At 56.5% G+C, this 15,336-nt stretch carries 13 protein-coding genes; 5 read left to right on the top strand and 8 right to left on the bottom strand.

The features are described 5' to 3' along the window. Window positions 1-18: 18 nt before the first annotated feature. Complete coding sequence (locus tag LH23_RS08250) at window positions 19-945, bottom strand: LysR family transcriptional regulator (protein WP_039290005.1); 927 nt, start codon at window positions 943-945, stop codon at window positions 19-21. Between the two features lie 134 nt (window positions 946-1,079). Between LH23_RS08250 and LH23_RS08245 the strand changes: the two genes are divergently transcribed. After that, entirely contained in the window at window positions 1,080-2,867 is a 1,788-nt protein-coding gene (locus LH23_RS08245) for an adenine deaminase (protein ID WP_039290002.1), read from the top strand. 16 nt (window positions 2,868-2,883) lie between these two features. Continuing rightward, a complete protein-coding gene (locus tag LH23_RS08240) occupies window positions 2,884-4,227 on the top strand; it encodes an NCS2 family permease (protein ID WP_039289999.1) in 1,344 nt (447 codons plus the stop codon). Window positions 4,228-4,311: 84 nt separating this feature from the next. Here LH23_RS08240 and LH23_RS08235 read toward each other — a convergent pair whose 3' ends face one another. From LH23_RS08235 to LH23_RS08220, 4 genes are all read right to left on the bottom strand, one after another. Beyond that, entirely contained in the window at window positions 4,312-4,857 is a 546-nt protein-coding gene (locus LH23_RS08235; RefSeq protein ID WP_039289996.1) for a hypothetical protein, read from the bottom strand. A 186-nt stretch (window positions 4,858-5,043) separates the two neighbouring features. Then, complete coding sequence (hldE, locus tag LH23_RS08230; protein WP_039289994.1) at window positions 5,044-6,471, bottom strand: bifunctional D-glycero-beta-D-manno-heptose-7-phosphate kinase/D-glycero-beta-D-manno-heptose 1-phosphate adenylyltransferase HldE; 1,428 nt, start codon at window positions 6,469-6,471, stop codon at window positions 5,044-5,046. Window positions 6,472-6,520: 49 nt separating this feature from the next. Next, window positions 6,521-9,379: a bifunctional [glutamate--ammonia ligase]-adenylyl-L-tyrosine phosphorylase/[glutamate--ammonia-ligase] adenylyltransferase gene (gene glnE / locus LH23_RS08225; RefSeq protein ID WP_039289992.1), complete on the bottom strand. Its 2,859-nt coding sequence runs from the start codon at window positions 9,377-9,379 to the stop codon at window positions 6,521-6,523. 23 nt (window positions 9,380-9,402) lie between these two features. Then, window positions 9,403-10,701: an inorganic triphosphatase gene (locus LH23_RS08220; protein WP_039289988.1), complete on the bottom strand. Its 1,299-nt coding sequence runs from the start codon at window positions 10,699-10,701 to the stop codon at window positions 9,403-9,405. A gap of 235 nt (window positions 10,702-10,936) precedes the next feature. On the opposite strand from LH23_RS08220, the gene LH23_RS08215 reads away from it, so the two are divergent. Next, window positions 10,937-11,557, top strand: coding sequence for a TIGR04211 family SH3 domain-containing protein (locus tag LH23_RS08215; RefSeq protein ID WP_039289986.1), 621 nt, complete (start codon window positions 10,937-10,939; stop codon window positions 11,555-11,557). A gap of 81 nt (window positions 11,558-11,638) precedes the next feature. Beyond that, window positions 11,639-12,880: a multifunctional CCA addition/repair protein gene (locus tag LH23_RS08210; protein ID WP_039289983.1), complete on the top strand. Its 1,242-nt coding sequence runs from the start codon at window positions 11,639-11,641 to the stop codon at window positions 12,878-12,880. A 12-nt stretch (window positions 12,881-12,892) separates the two neighbouring features. Here LH23_RS08210 and bacA read toward each other — a convergent pair whose 3' ends face one another. Together bacA and folB are read right to left on the bottom strand one after the other, a co-directional pair. Then, entirely contained in the window at window positions 12,893-13,714 is an 822-nt protein-coding gene (bacA, locus tag LH23_RS08205) for an undecaprenyl-diphosphate phosphatase (protein ID WP_039289980.1), read from the bottom strand. A gap of 114 nt (window positions 13,715-13,828) precedes the next feature. Continuing rightward, a complete protein-coding gene (folB, locus tag LH23_RS08200) occupies window positions 13,829-14,197 on the bottom strand; it encodes a bifunctional dihydroneopterin aldolase/7,8-dihydroneopterin epimerase (RefSeq protein ID WP_039289978.1) in 369 nt (122 codons plus the stop codon). 107 nt (window positions 14,198-14,304) lie between these two features. Between folB and plsY the strand changes: the two genes are divergently transcribed. Then, window positions 14,305-14,925 carry a glycerol-3-phosphate 1-O-acyltransferase PlsY gene (gene plsY / locus LH23_RS08195; protein WP_039289976.1) on the top strand — a complete coding sequence of 207 codons (621 nt, stop codon included), beginning with the start codon at window positions 14,305-14,307 and terminating at the stop codon, window positions 14,923-14,925. A gap of 78 nt (window positions 14,926-15,003) precedes the next feature. Here the strand turns inward: plsY and LH23_RS08190 are convergent, their stop codons facing one another. Beyond that, on the bottom strand, window positions 15,004-15,234 hold the full coding sequence (locus tag LH23_RS08190; RefSeq protein ID WP_039296462.1) for a hexameric tyrosine-coordinated heme protein: 231 nt from the start codon (window positions 15,232-15,234) through the stop codon (window positions 15,004-15,006). Between the last annotated feature and the right edge of the window lie 102 nt (window positions 15,235-15,336).

Raw genomic sequence — 15,336 nt, 5'->3', positions numbered from 1 at the left:
CAGGTTTTCCTTGTAAAGTCAGAGTACTTTTCGTTGTTGTAATAGGCGGACAATAAGCTGGAAGCAGGCTTCTATTTGCGGCGCGAACGGCTCGGTGCTGCGCATCAGCGCCACGGTGCGACTCAGCGAAGGCTGCTGCAAATGAATCACTTTCAGCTCAGGGTCCTGCAAAAAGGTGGTGTAGAGCTGCGGCAGAATCGCCACCGCCAGCTGAGAGCGCACCAGCCCATAAAGGGTTTCAATAAAATCAACCTGATAGCGCGCATTGAGCGTCAGGCGCTGGCTTTCCGCCATCGCCGCTACCAGCCGGCTGATATTACCTTTTGAAAACACCGCGATGTCCCGCTTCACCAGGCTTCGCCACGGCGCGTGGCTGGATTCTGCCAGAGGATCGTGACAGTTGACTACCGCCACGAAGGGATCTTCCTGCAGCGGATGGATCTCCAGCGTTTTGGGCACAGAACTGTCCAGCGCCCCCAGGCCAAAGTCCAACTGGCCGCTTTCAAGCTGGGCAATCAGCGCGTCATTGGTGCGGTCGTGAAACTCCACGCGTAGGCGAGGAAAAGCCTCAGAGATACGTTGAGGGATATCGGGAAATAAAAGACTGCCGACCGAGGGCACCAGGCCTATGCGAAGCGTGCCGTCACCGCCGTCCTGGACAATGCGCTGCATGTCGTCAAAGGCGCGCTGCGCGACGTTGAGCACGCGTTCGGCATGGGGCAATAGCGCTGCGCCCAGCTCCGTCAGCGTCACTGCCGCAGCGGTTCTGTTAACCAGCTTCCCGCCCAGCACGGACTCGATCTGCCTTAACGCACTGCTTAGCGCGGGCTGGCTAATGGCCAGCCGGTTGGCGGTATCGGTGAAATGACGGAGTTTGGCCAGCGTCACAAAATACTGGATCTGTTTTAACGAGAGTGCGGGAAGGCGCTGCCAAGGTTCAGCCATTGGAGTATCAGGGTTGCCAGGTAAACGTTTGCCACAGGATAAACGTTTCTTATCGGCTGATAAATTAAATCATCTGGGCAAAGTGTATTCCCCTGCCTAGAGTAGCCGTCAGAGCCCCTTTTTTGGAACCTGTCATGACGCCTGCTGATTTACGTCGCCGCGCGGTAAAAGCCGCCCTCGGCGAAATGCCTTTCGACCTGCTGCTCATCAATGGCCGGGTCGTGGATATGGCCACCGGTGAAATCCGTGAGGCGGATGTTGGTATCGTCGGTACGCTTATCGCCAGCGTACATCCACGCGGCAGCCGCGAAGATGCCGAACAGATTCACGATCTCGCCGGAAACTATCTCAGCCCGGGATTGATGGATACCCACGTCCACGTTGAAAGCTCCCACCTGCCGCCCGCGCGCTATGCGGAAATCGTCGTCGCTCAGGGCACCACAACGATTTTTTGGGATCCGCACGAGCTGGCAAACGTGCTCGGTATTGAAGGCGTGCGTTACGCCGTTGACGCCAGCCGCAACCTGCCGCTGCGCGTGATCTGCGCAGCCCCGTCCAGCGTGCCTTCAACGCCGGGCCTGGAAATGTCCGGCGCTGATTTTGCCGGAAAAGAGATGGAAACCCTGCTTTCATGGCCGGAAGTGGCGGGCGTGGCAGAAGTGATGGATATGCACGGCGTGCTTAACGGCAGCGAAAGAATGCTCGAAATTCTTAATGCTGGTCTGGAAAGCGGCAAACTGATTGAAGGACATGCTCGCGGCCTGAACGGTGCCGGATTGCAGGCCTACCTTGCCGCTGGCGTGACGTCAGATCATGAACTGACCTCCGCAGCCGACGCGCTGGAAAAACTGCGTGCCGGGCTGACTCTGGAGATACGCGGGTCGCATCCGTACCTGCTGCCGGAGATTGTCGCCGCCCTGAACGGCCTGCCTCATCTTTCATCGCAGGTCACCGTCTGCACCGACGACGTGCCACCAGACATGCTGCTGGCAAAAGGCGGCATCGTTGCCCTGCTGAATTTACTCATTGAGCACGGCATGAAGGCCGAGGATGCTTTGCGCCTGGCTACGCTGAACGCCTCGCTGCGCCTGCAACGTCCGGATCTCGGCCTGATTGCCGCGGGCCGCACCGCCGATCTGGTGGTCTTCGATTCTCTGGAAAAACTGAGCGCCCAAACCGTTTATGTCGCCGGTAAGCTCGTCGCGGAGCAGGGAAAAATGCTGGAACCCGTCGCGGCACCGGCCATCGTTCCCCCTCGAGATACGGTTCAGTTGCAGCCGCTGAGTCCGAACGATTTTGTTCTCAAGGTACCAGTGAATAATGGTCGCGCGCGCCTGCGCCACATCAAGGGAGCTCGCTTCACACAGTGGAGCGAAGTCGAGGTAGAAGTCCGGCACGGTGAAGTTCAGATCCCGGACGGCTTCAGCCTGATTTGGGTTCAGCATCGCCACGGTCGCCATGAGGCAAAACCACAGCTGGCGCTGCTCGAAGGCTGGGGTGAGCTGCGCGGCGCGATTGCCACCACCTATTCCCACGACTCGCACAACCTCGTTGTCCTCGGCAGAGATCCGCAGGACATGGCGCTCGCCGCTAACGAGCTGATTGCCTGCGGAGGCGGGATGGCGCTGAGCCAGAACGGGCAGATGCTGGCGAAGGTAGAAATGCCGATTGCCGGGATGCTCTCCGACCTGCCCGCCGCCGAGCTGGCGCAGCAGTTTGCTCAACTCCGTGAATTGAGCAATAAAGTCGCCGACTGGGAGCCGCCATACCGCGTGTTCAAGGCCATCGAAGGCACCTGCCTGGCCTGTAACGCCGGGCCACATTTGACCGACCTGGGACTGACGGACGGCAGCACTCGCCAGATCGTCGACCCGCTTATTGAATGCCACGAACACCCGGCAGACGCACACACAACACATTAATCCGGAGAGCCAAATAATGGCCGAAAATTCAGTGTCTCAGGCTGCCAGCGAAAGCTGGCTGGAGCGGCGATTCCAGCTTCGCAGCCGCCAAAGCAAAGTGAAAACCGAATGCCTCGCGGGCATCACCGGCTTTCTCGCCGCCGCCTATTTGCTGGTTGTGATCCCTGGCCTGCTGGCCGTGGGCGGGATGGATAAAGGCGCAGCAACGACCGGGACGATCATCGTTTTCGTTCTCGGCACGCTGCTGATGGCCTTTTACGGCAACCTGCCGTTTATTGTCGGGCCAGGCATCGGCGGTTCGGTACTGGTCGGCGTGACGCTGGCCGGGAGTGAGCATATTGGCTGGCAGATTGGCCTGGGTATCGCCTGCTGGTCCGGCATTCTGTTCTTTGCGCTTACCCGCCTTGGCCTGCGTGAAGTGGTCACACGATCGGTACCGCAGTCAATCAAGCTTGGGCTGACGGCCTCCATCGGCCTGTTTGTTGCAGTGCTGGGCTTCCGCAACGCCGGGCTGGTGCTCGCCAACGCCAAAACTAACGCGCTGGCGCTCGGTGACTTCACTTCTGCTGGCGCTGTCGTGGCGCTGTGCGGCCTGTTCCTGGCCATTGCGCTTCAGGCTCGCCGCGTGCCGGGGGCCATTTTATGGGCGATTCTGTTTGCCACTCTGGTCGGTATTCCGCTGGGCGTCACCCACCTGCCACAAAGCTTTATCGCGATGCCGCACTCGCTGGCACCGGTACTCGGTCACGTGGATATGCTCGGCGCGCTGAACATCGCCTTCCTGCCATTCCTGTTTGTGTTCTTTGCCTCAGAGTTTTTCTCCACCATGGGCACGACGCTGGCGGTGGGAGGTGAAGCTGGTTTGCTGGACGAGCACGGCAACATGCCGCACATCAACCGCCCGTTTATGGTGGATTCCATTGCCGCCGCTCTTGGTCCGTGGGTCGGTATTCCGGCGGCTACGGCGCTGATTGAGTCTTCGGCAGCCGCAGAAGCGGGCGGTAAAACCGGCCTGACCGCACTGGCGGCCGCAGTGATGTTCCTGCTGATGCTGCTGTTTACCCCGGTGGCATTGATGATCCCGAAAGAGGCTACCGCCCCCGCGCTGATCCTTATCGGCCTGAACATGTTCAGCGGCCTGCGCAAAGTGGATCTGGGCAACTTCACCGAAGGCCTGCCGGTGCTGATGATGGTGATGATTACGCTTATCGCCAACAGCTTCGGGACCGGGATCGCCGGCGGCCTGCTGTTCTATATCATCATTAAAGTGATTGCCGGTAAGTGGCGTGAAATTCCGGTGGGGCTGTACCTGCTGGCTATTCCGCTGGTTTACTACTTCGCCACGTTAGTGAAGCACTGAACTAGCCACCAGTAGAAATGAAAAAGCTCAGTGCTCGCATTGAGCTTTTTCAATGCATAAAGTTATTGTCGGCAATTTAATCTCTTAGTTAGCTTTAAAGCCGGCATCATAGGCATCAAGCATTAATCCCATTCCCATCACCCCGCCTCTTTCACGCGCAGTTGTCGCCTTATTTTTAGCATCAGCATAAACACTCTTTTTTTCCTTTATCTCCTGTGAATAACTACCATGTGCTTTGTCTGATGCTCCGAGATAACAGTTCAAAGTGTTCATGCTACGGATGATAACAATTTGCTTGCCTAGCTCTGTGTCTGGTGCCATATCTTTTTTATTGATACCAACACTTTCGAAAAATGTTCTGGCCTTAGTGTCTGCATATTCAGGCCAATCAATATCACAGAGTTTTCTCTGGCCTGCAGTGAATGTTTGACGCTGTATTTTTCTCAACAGACTGTCCGCATAGTCAATTTGTTTTTGGTAGCCTTCCGTATTGGTATTCACTTCATCCAGCATGACATTATCCCTGTGAACCGGAACCTCAGGCTTAGAAAAATATCCTGCACTGAATTTAGCGACAATCGCAAAAACAATCGCCCCAGCGAGGGTTTTCCCTATCACTTTCTTATCCATAAATATCCTTTAATGAAGTGCCAACGAAGCAAGAGAATGTTCTGTATAGTTGTATTCACTCTCGTAGAATAATAGGTTAAAAAAAAACCGGAATTCGGTAAACTACCAAATCCCGGCCTTTCTTTTTCTACCCGTACAATCTATCGGACAAGCAGAGTATCAAGCAATAATCCATCAGTGGCTAATTTAGCCGTTATTCTGGATCTTCTTGATGATATTGGTGGTGGAGCAGCCATCTTCGAAGTTCAGTACCATCACTTCCCCGCCGTTGGCCCAAACTTCTTTGCTCCCGGCAATCTGTTCTGGTTTGTAGTCGCCGCCCTTCACTAAACGATCCGGCAGGACTTCACCAATCAGGCGCTGAGGCGTGTCTTCTTCAAACAACACAACCCAGTCCACCGCTTCAAGCGCAGCCAGCACGATCATACGCTGATCCTGCGGGTTCACCGGACGGGTTTCCCCTTTCAGGCGTTTGGTTGAAGCGTCGCTGTTGACCGCGACAATCAGGCGGTCGCCCAGCTTGCGCGCGTTGGCCAGATAGGAAACATGACCCGCATGCAGAATATCGAACACGCCGTTGGTCATCACCACACGCTCACCGCGCTTGCGGGCAGCGGCAACCGCAACTTTCAGCTCGGCTTCGGTCATCACGCCAAAACCCGTTTCCGCGCGACCGCGCACCGCGTTTTCCAGCTCGACCGGAGAAACGGTTGACGTCCCCAGCTTGCCAACCACCACGCCAGCCGCAGCATTCGCGAAGTAACAGGCTTCTTCCAGCGAGTTCCCCGCCGCAAGCGTTGCCGCCAGTACGCCAATCACCGTGTCACCGGCCCCGGTCACGTCATAAACTTCCTGCGCCTGAGTCGGCAGATGGAAAGGCTCAATGCCCGGCTGCAGGAGCGTCATGCCTTGTTCTGAACGCGTCACCAGCAGCGCCGACAGTTCATAATCGGCGATAAGCTTCATGCCACGTTCCACCAGCTCGGCTTCGGTTTTGCACTTGCCAACCACGGCTTCAAATTCTGAAAGGTTCGGGGTCAGCAGCGTTGCGCCACGGTAGCGCTCAAAATCGGTTCCTTTCGGGTCGATAAGTACCGGGACTTTGGCTTCGCGAGCCAGGCCAATCATCTGCTGCACAGTCGCCAGGGCGCCTTTTGCGTAGTCGGAAAGCACCAGCGCGCCAATCTGCGGCAGCGCCTGGCTGATACGCTCGTGCAGCGGCTCGGGATCGACACCCTCAAACCCTTCTTCGAAGTCGAGGCGAATCAACTGCTGGTTGCGGGACAGCACGCGCAGCTTGGTAATCGTCGGGTGAGTCGGAACAGAAACGAAGTCACACTTCACGTTGACCCCGGCCAGGCTCTGGCTGAGCGCGCGTGCCGCATCGTCGATGCCGGTCAGGCCAACCAGGCGAGAATTCGCGCCCAGCGAAGCAATGTTCATCGCCACGTTAGCCGCGCCACCAGGGCGTTCTTCGATGGTATCGACTTTCACCACCGGCACCGGGGCTTCCGGCGAAATACGGCTGGTTGGGCCGTACCAGTAGCGATCCAGCATCACATCACCAACCACCATGACGCCTGCACGGCTGTATTCGGGCAGCGTTACTTTCATTCCTGACTCTCCAGCGAGGGATAAAATTTTGCGCGGGATGATAACATAATTACTCTCCCGCGTGCGTTTGCGGCTCGCCAAGCCAGGTTTGCCAGCTCCGACGCACCTGCTCGCGCTCTTTCACGAAGGCGTCCAGCGCAACGTGGCCCGGCAATTCCTGCAGCGCCAGATGGTGCAATTCATCCCGCAGCGTGACATAGGCGTGGGTCAGCGCTTTGGCCTCGGCTTCATCCATAATGTCGTTCTGCGCCATCAGCTCCAGAATGCGCACATTATCGGACCAGCGGGTTAGCTTCGGCGCTTCGCTGGCGTAGCGCAGCACCAGATATTGCGTAATAAATTCAATGTCGGTGATCCCGCCCTCATCGGCTTTAATATCAAAGCGGTCGCGGTGCTTATTGCCCAAATGCGCGCGCATTTTTTCACGCATCTCGCGCACTTCTACCTGCAGGGCTTCTCCTTCACGCGGCGTGCACAGGATCTCACGGCGGATAGCGTCAAACTGGCGGTTTAGCGCCGGATCGCCGTACACCACGCGGGCGCGGACCAGCGCCTGATGTTCCCAGGTCCAGGCTTCGTTCTTTTGATAATCAGCAAAAGACTCTGCGGTAGTGACCAGCATACCTGCCGCACCGGACGGCCTGAGGCGAGCGTCAACTTCGTACAAAATCCCGGTCGAGGTACGCGTGCTAAACAGATGCATGATGCGCTGCGCCAGGCGCAGATAGAACTGACGGCCATCGATTTCTCGTTCGCCGTCCGTCATCACTTCCATCGGGCAATCATGCAGGAAAACCAGGTCCAGATCGGAACTGTAGCCCAGCTCCCAGCCGCCCAGTTTGCCATAGCCCAGCACGGCAAAGCCGCGTCCTTCTCTGTCCTGCAAATGACGAGGCTGGCCGTAGCGCGCCACCATTTGCGCCCAGGCACGCTGCACCACCGCATCGAGAATCGCTTCCGCAAGCCAGGTCAAATGGTCGCTGACCTTCATCACCGGCAAGGTGCCAGCGATATCGGCCGCCGCCACGCGCAGCATCTGCGCCTGTTTAAACTGACGCAACGCTTCCAGCTGCTGCTCTTCGTCTTCGTCCGGCACGCGCAGCAGATATTGACGCAGTTCGTCGCGATAGGCGTCCATGGCCGTGGGCTGATACAGCGTATTGGGGTCGAGCAGTTCATCCAGCAGCAGCGGGTAGCTGGCAAGCTGCGCGGCAATCATCGGCGAGGCCGCACAGAGTGTAATCAGGTGCTTAAGCGCGCCGGGGAATTCGCTGAGCAACTCCAGATAGGTTGTGCGGGTGAGGATCCCAAACAGCAGCGGCGTCAGGCGGGAAAACGTCAGCGGCGCGTCGGCCCTGGAACAGACTTCACTCAGCAGGTGCGGCAGAAGTTGATCCAGCACCTGGCGGCCGCGCGGGCCAATGGTGCGCTTGTCGATCTCTTGCCGGAAATGGCTAACTTGCTTAAGTAATTCGGCCCGCGCCTCAGAGGTTAGATGGCTCAGAACCGCCGTATTTTCATCGGCATCCAGGGCGTCGATCCATAGCTCACGCCAGCCTTCAGCCACTTTATCTTCACCGGCTTCCGGTTCGTCGTCGCCAATCAGATCGTTAAAGACCTGACGCACGTCGTTCATATGCAGCTGCAGCGTTTGCTGCAGCTCGGCCCAGTCAGCCGCCTGCATCGCCCAGGCCAGCCGGGCGCGGTTAATATCGTCGCCGGGTAAGGTTTGCGTCTGCTCGTCGTTGATGCTTTGCAGTAAATTTTCCAGCCGACGCAGATAGAGGTAAGCCGCCCGCAGTTTCTGCGCATCTTCTTCTGGCAGCAGATGAAGCTGTTGAATGGCTTCAAGGGTGGGGAGCAGCGAGCGGGATTGCAACGAAGGCTCCCGGCCACCACGAATAAGCTGGAAGACCTGCACGATAAACTCGGTTTCGCGAATGCCACCGGCGCCGAGCTTAATATTGTCCGTTAGCCCACGGCGACGGACTTCACGGGCAATCATGCCTTTCATGTTGCGCAGGGACTGAATCACGCTGAAATCGATGTAGCGGCGGAACACAAATGGCCGCAGCATGTTGCGCAATTCCTGGCTCCAGACATCGTCGTTGTCGCCCATAATCCGCGCTTTTACCATCGCGTAGCGTTCCCAGTCGCGCCCCTGCTCCTGGTAATAATCTTCCAGCGCGGCAAAGCTCAGTACCAGCGGACCGCTGTCGCCAAACGGGCGCAGGCGCATATCCACGCGGTAGACAAAGCCGTCCTGCGTTGGCTGGTCAAGGACTTTGATCAGGCGCTGCCCCATACGGGTGAAGAACTGGGCGTTATCCAGTTCACGCCGCCCGCCCTGGGTTGAGCCGTTTTCCGGCCAGGCAAAAATCAGGTCGATATCGGAAGAAAAATTAAGTTCGCCACCGCCCAGTTTCCCCATGCCGAGGATCAGCAGCGGCTGCGGCTCACCGGCGGCGTTGCAGGGCGTGCCCCATTCGCGGCAGCAGGCGGCATAAAGCCAGTCGCGAGCGGCAACAATCAGCGTTTCCGCCAGCACGCTCAGCTGCTGCAGCGTGCTTTGCGTATCTACCTGCTCCAGCGCCTGCGCCCAGGCGATTCGCACCATGATACGGCGGCGGAAAAAACGCAGCGCTTTCATCAATGCCGCTTCGTCGTGCACATCCTGCAGATCCTGCTGGAGCCAGGCGGCATAGTGCTGCCATTCTTCCGCCGTGGGGGCGTCCTGCTGCAGGGTTTGCAGCCAGGCGGGATACGCCACCACGCTGTCACCAACAAAATCACTTATCGCCAGCACCGCGCGAGCTTCTTCGCTCAGTGTCAGGGAGTCAATCTCTTGCGGCAGGCGCGGCAAAAACGCCTGCAGGTGCTGCTGTAATAAAGGGGTCAGCGCCATCATGGTGGGTATCCGTTACCAGTCTATTATTTCCCGCTGTGCAGCCAGAAAGGCGCCTGCGAGATCGCTTCGTTTCGGTAGTGCTCAATTTCTATGCGCTGGCGGGTAACAATGGCGTGACGCAGCCCCTGCCAGTTTTCCAGCCACGGCTGGGTTTGCGCATCGCTGTACACCCCGGCCAGAAGGCGGATCGCATCCGTTTCACGCGCCAGCCGCGGCAACTGGTCTGCGTATGCATCCCCCAGCGGGCGCTGGAACGCGTCTTTTAGCTCGGCCGCATGGCGGGAAAGATGCGTATCCGCGAAACGCTTGAAGGAGCTATCCAGTTTCGTACGGCTTTTCTCATCAATAAACGACTGCCACTGGTGCTCTACCAACCAGCGGGTCAGCGCCAGCTTAGCGCTGCTTGCCTGCGCGCTGTAGACAATCACTTCGGCTTTTTCGTCACCGGCAAAGCGTGCTTCGAGCGCAATCAGTTGCTCACGTAAGTGGGTACTCGCTTTTCTTGGAATAATGCCGCCAAAAAGCGCGAGAGCATGGCGCACCAGACCTACGGCATCAATCACTTGCTGTTTGGCCGCTTTCACGCCGCTAAGCCAGAGTTCTTCATGGTAAAGCCAGTGGGCGAGCGCCAGTTCCAGGGACCCTTCCAGACCTTGTTCAACGGTGGCTTTGGCAGGCGGGTACAGCACGCCCAGCGGTTTCACTTCGCGCACCGCATTGCCCTGGGCCAGGTGATAGCCCCGTGCCGCCTTGCTCAGGCTGCCCTGACGCAGGCCAGGTTCGGTGACCAGGCTTTCCGCCAGAGCCAGTAAATCCGCCGTCTCACCGCTCAGCAGCTCAAGTTCAAGCTCGCAGATGGGAGTCTGGTGCTCACCGGCTTTCACTTCACCCAGATCCAACGCCAGTTCAATGCGGCTCTCACCGTGAGTAACTACCCACTTTTCACGTGCAAAATCGGTGCTGAACAGCGGCTTCACGTCGGCCTGTAACGTCGCCACGTCCAGCCCTTCCGGCCAAACTTCTGCTGGCAGCAAAGCGAGATCCAGCTCGGGCTTGCTTAGCGCCACATTGTATTCAGGGCGCTGATGCAGCCCGCCGGTCACGCGGCCTGCGATTTTCATCGTCATTTCGTATTGCCCGGCATCCCCGCGAATACGCAGCCCCATGTCGTGGCGACGCAGCAGGTTATCCGCCGTTTCATAATAAATATTGAGCAACTGACGCGGGTCGCTGTGCTCACCCGGCAGGGCATTTAATTTTTCGCACAGCGCGTCAAGCGCAGCGGGGTTAACGATGAATTTAAGTTCGATTTCCTGGGCCATGTCTTCTTTACTTATGTTTACGTCACACCAGGCGATCGCCTGGCGAACTAAATAGCGTCGATTAGGTCTGTAATAGTACGACAAAATACCCCGTCGGGTAGCGAATTTGCGGTAGGGCGGGAACACCAGGTGGTCAAATTGACATCAGGATGATTCTCATTCAGGTTTACGGATTGCGCCGTCAGACTGTTGCCACTACTATCGTTCCACACTTTATGAAAATAACGACGAAATAATGCAGAAATTACGCCTGATTTGCCTCACTTTGCTCTCCCTTAGCGTTTCCGTCGTGGCTCATGCCGAAGAAAAACGTTATGTCTCTGATGAATTAAACACCTGGGTCCGCAGCGGCCCGGGCGATAACTACCGCCTGGTTGGCACAGTCAACGCAGGGGAACAAGTCACGCTGCTGCAAAGCAATGAAGAAACCAAATACGGCCAGGTACGCGACAGCAACGGGCGTACCTCCTGGATCCCCCTCGCGCAGCTAAGCACCACGCCAAGCCTGCGTACCCGCGTTCCTGATCTGGAAAACCAGGTCAAAACGCTGACCGACAAGCTGAATAACATCGACACGACCTGGAACCAGCGTACCGCTGAAATGCAGCAGAAAGTGGCCCAGAGTGATGGCGTGATTAAAGGCCTGAAGGACGAGAATCAGCAGCTCAAAAACCAGCTTATCGTCGCCAAGAAAAAGGTGGATGCCGCCAACGTCCAGCTTGATGACAAACAGCGTGCCATCATCATGCAGTGGTTTATGTACGGCGGCGGCGTGGCTGGGTTTGGCCTGCTGATTGGCCTGCTGCTTCCGCACATGATCCCAAGCCGCAAGAAGAAAGATCGCTGGATGAACTAAAGGCGGCAGATTAGCCGTTGATTCCCCCTCGCATCTACACTTACCATTCGTGGTTCAATTACGGTGCCTGGGGTGTAAAGCGTGAAGATTTATCTTGTCGGTGGTGCGGTTCGTGACGGGTTATTAAAACTGCCGGTTAAGGATAAAGACTGGGTTGTGGTTGGGGCGACGCCTCAGCAAATGCTGGACGAAGGTTACGAACAGGTCGGGAAAGACTTCCCGGTGTTTCTGCATCCGCAATCCCACGAAGAGTATGCGCTGGCCCGCACCGAAAGAAAATCGGGCCAGGGCTATACCGGCTTTACCTGCTATTCGGCACCCGACGTCACGCTTGAACAGGATCTCCTGCGTCGAGACCTGACGATCAACGCGATTGCCCAGGACGAAAATGGCGAACTAATCGACCCGTATAACGGCCTTGCCGATATTAAGCGTCGCCTGCTTCGCCATGTTTCACCGGCTTTCAATGAAGACCCGCTGCGCGTCCTGCGCGTAGCGCGTTTTGCTGCACGCTACGCCCATCTTAATTTCCAGATCGCGCCAGAAACGCTCGCCCTGATGCGATCCATGACGGATAACGGCGAAATTGCCCATCTCACCGCCGAACGCGTGTGGAAAGAGACGGAAAATGCGCTAACCAGTCGTAATCCGCAGGTCTTTTTTGCCGTACTGCGCGAATGCGGCGCCCTGAAAGTTCTGTTCCCGGAAATTGACGCGCTTTACGGTGTCCCCGCGCCAGCAAAATGGCACCCGGAGATAGACACCGGCATTCATACGCTGATGACTCTGTCTATGGCCGCGCAGCTTAGCCCGACGGTAGATGTGCGTTTCGCCACACTGTGTCACGATCTGGGGAAAGGGCTGACGCCAAAGGAAAAATGGCCAAGCCACCACGGCCATGGGCCAGCGGGCGTTAAGCTTGTGGAGCAGCTTTGTGCCCGCCTGCGCGTGCCAAACGAAATTCGGGATCTGGCCAAACTGGTCGCCGAATTCCACGACTTAATCCACACCTTCCCGATTTTGCAGCCCAAAACGGTGATCAAGCTGTTCGACGCCATTGATGCCTGGCGCAAGCCGCAACGCGTGGAGCAAATCGCCTTAACCAGCGAAGCGGATGCGCGCGGGCGCACCGGCTTTGAGGCCAGCGATTATCCGCAGGGCAGAATGCTACGCTCGGCCTGGGTTGCGGCGCAGAGCGTAACCAATAAAGAAGTGATTGAAGCAGGCTTCAGCGGCCCGGCGATTCGTGAAGAATTAACGAAACGGAGAATTAAGGCCGTTGCGGCCTGGAAGGAAGCACATTGCCCCCAGCCACAAGGCTGAGGGCAAGGGTTACTAGGTGAAGATAAAGAACACCACGGCGGCAACAATAAAGCGGTAAATCGCAAACGGAATAAACGAAATTCGCTTGATGAGCTGCAGGAAGGTTTTGATGGCGATCAGCGCCACGATGAACGCCGTGACAAAGCCCACGGCAAACATCGGCAGGTCGCCCATAGTCAGGAAGCCGATGCTCTTATAGAGATCAAGCGCTGTCGCCCCCATCATCATCGGCACCGCCAACAGGAATGAGAACTCAGAGGCCGCATAGCGGCTAACGCCCATCAGCATCCCACCGGAAATCGTTGCCCCGGAACGAGAGAATCCCGGCCACAGCGCCAGACACTGGAAGCACCCAATCATAAACGCCTGACGATAGGTGATGTCATCCACGCCTACGGCACGCGGCACCTTTGGTTTCAGGCATTCGGCGGCGATCAGCAGTACGCCACCCACCACCAGGGCATACATCACGTTAACCGGGTTAAACAGCGATTTGATGGCATCGTGCAGAAGAAGGCCCAGCACTACCGCCGGTATCATGCCAAGTAAAATATGAATCAGAGAAAGACGGCCGGTGCCTACCCCTTCATGCTCGGGAGGGCGACCAAAGTGGATGCCAATCAGACCAAACAGACGACGCCAGAACATCACGACCACGGCGAGAATAGAACCCAGTTGAATAACCACTTCGAAGGTTTCCGCGGTCTGCCCTTCGAAACCTAAAAGATGCCCTACGATGATCATGTGCCCGGTAGACGATACCGGTAAAAACTCCGTTAATCCTTCCACAACGCCAAGAATGGCGGCAATCGCCAACGTTGGTAAATCGCTCATCACTTACCCCTCATCCCGAAAAACGAACACAAAAAACGGCACACGAATTACGTCTGCCGCAAAAGATACGATGATAAGACCAGCGCGTCGTCGTTTGGTTTAACGCTCAGGCCATTATTTGCTTTGTTTCAGATTACTGCCACGCTCGATAATAACGCCGACGTTAGCAGCCTGTGCAACGGCGCCAGGCTTGCTCACCTTTAACCGAATCCACGGAGAATTAAAGCGGCTCAGCAGCAGTTCCGCAACCTCTTCAGCCACTCGCTCCACCAGCGCAAAACGCCCGCCGCCGACGTGCTGCAAAACAGCTTCGCTGACATCCGCATAGCTGAGGCAATCCTTAACGTCGTCACTGCTCGCGGCTTTGCGGTTATCCCAGGCCATTTCGATATCGAACACCAGCTTCTGTTCAATGGTTTGTTCCCAGTCATAAACACCGATGGTGGTGATTACCGAAAGTTGCTCTATAAATACAATGTCCATCACGCCCTGCCCGGTTTTTAGTCATGCCGGATACCACTTCCGGCGAAATATGCGTATTATCCACAGATGCAAAGAAGACTTCGACACTTTCAACATGGAACAGCGTTATGAGTGCAATCGCGCCTGGTATGATTTTCCTCGCGTATCTTTGCGGCTCGATTTCTAGCGCCATTCTGGTGTGCCGCATTGCCGGTCTCCCCGATCCACGCGAGAGCGGCTCCGGTAATCCAGGAGCAACCAATGTGTTACGCATTGGCGGTAAAGGTGCAGCCGTAGCGGTACTAATTTTTGATGTGCTGAAAGGCATGCTGCCGGTCTGGGCGGCCTGGGCCCTGGGTGTGACGCCCTTCTGGCTTGGCCTGATTGCTATTGCCGCCTGCATGGGCCATATCTGGCCAGTGTTCTTTAAGTTTCGAGGCGGTAAAGGTGTCGCCACTGCGTTTGGCGCTATTGCCCCCATTGGCTGGGACTTAACCGGCGTGATGGCGGGAACCTGGTTGCTGAGCGTATTGTTAAGCGGCTATTCTTCCCTCGGTGCCATTATCAGCGCCCTGATTGCCCCATTTTATGTCTGGTGGTTCAAGCCGCAGTTTACCTTCCCGGTGGCGATGCTCTCCTGCCTGATCCTGATGCGCCATCACGACAATATTCAGCGCCTGTGGCGGGGCCAGGAAACGAAAATCTGGGCGCGATTCAAAAAGAAAAAGAAAAAAGACGAGCCTGAATAACGTTGTCTTCTTTGAACCTCGCAGAAACAACAAAGGAGTGATAAATCACTCCTTTTTCTTAGGTAAATCAGCTAAGCGCTAAACCTTCCAGTAATTATTCGCCGCAGCAATCGTCTGGAAATGAATCGCGATGACCTGCGATGAGGCAATCAGCGCATCTGCGTCATTGGCGTAAACCGGACGCAGCTTTTTCAATACCTCCGGATCTGGCTGCACGGTTTTGACTCCGCGACGGCTTAGCGTCACCGCCAGTTCATATCCTGCCTGCGGATCGTCAGTGATCAGCGTTGTTAACCATTTATCGCTCATATTGTCCCACTCATTATCGTTATTGTATAAATTGCATTTTTTATGCACCTTAAGTGCACGACATTTATCAACATAATCCTGGCAAAAATCAATAAAAAAGCC

It is taken from the genome of Cedecea neteri, from assembly GCF_000758305.1.
GTDB classification, from domain to species: domain Bacteria; phylum Pseudomonadota; class Gammaproteobacteria; order Enterobacterales; family Enterobacteriaceae; genus Cedecea; species Cedecea neteri_C.
This window is presented reverse-complemented; position numbering and strand designations above follow the sequence as displayed.

Excerpts from the sequence above, each read along its gene's own strand:
- LH23_RS08250 (WP_039290005.1), bottom strand. The coding sequence starts at position 945 with ATGGCTGAACCTTGGCAGCGCCTTCCCGCACTCTCGTTAAAACAGATC.
- LH23_RS08245 (WP_039290002.1), top strand. The coding sequence starts at position 1,080 with ATGACGCCTGCTGATTTACGTCGCCGCGCGGTAAAAGCCGCCCTCGGC.
- LH23_RS08240 (WP_039289999.1), top strand. The coding sequence starts at position 2,884 with ATGGCCGAAAATTCAGTGTCTCAGGCTGCCAGCGAAAGCTGGCTGGAG.
- LH23_RS08235 (WP_039289996.1), bottom strand. The coding sequence starts at position 4,857 with ATGGATAAGAAAGTGATAGGGAAAACCCTCGCTGGGGCGATTGTTTTT.
- hldE (WP_039289994.1), bottom strand. The coding sequence starts at position 6,471 with ATGAAAGTAACGCTGCCCGAATACAGCCGTGCAGGCGTCATGGTGGTT.
- glnE (WP_039289992.1), bottom strand. The coding sequence starts at position 9,379 with ATGATGGCGCTGACCCCTTTATTACAGCAGCACCTGCAGGCGTTTTTG.
- LH23_RS08220 (WP_039289988.1), bottom strand. The coding sequence starts at position 10,701 with ATGGCCCAGGAAATCGAACTTAAATTCATCGTTAACCCCGCTGCGCTT.
- LH23_RS08215 (WP_039289986.1), top strand. The coding sequence starts at position 10,937 with ATGCAGAAATTACGCCTGATTTGCCTCACTTTGCTCTCCCTTAGCGTT.
- bacA (WP_039289980.1), bottom strand. The coding sequence starts at position 13,714 with ATGAGCGATTTACCAACGTTGGCGATTGCCGCCATTCTTGGCGTTGTG.
- folB (WP_039289978.1), bottom strand. The coding sequence starts at position 14,197 with ATGGACATTGTATTTATAGAGCAACTTTCGGTAATCACCACCATCGGT.
- plsY (WP_039289976.1), top strand. The coding sequence starts at position 14,305 with ATGAGTGCAATCGCGCCTGGTATGATTTTCCTCGCGTATCTTTGCGGC.
- LH23_RS08190 (WP_039296462.1), bottom strand. The coding sequence starts at position 15,234 with ATGAGCGATAAATGGTTAACAACGCTGATCACTGACGATCCGCAGGCA.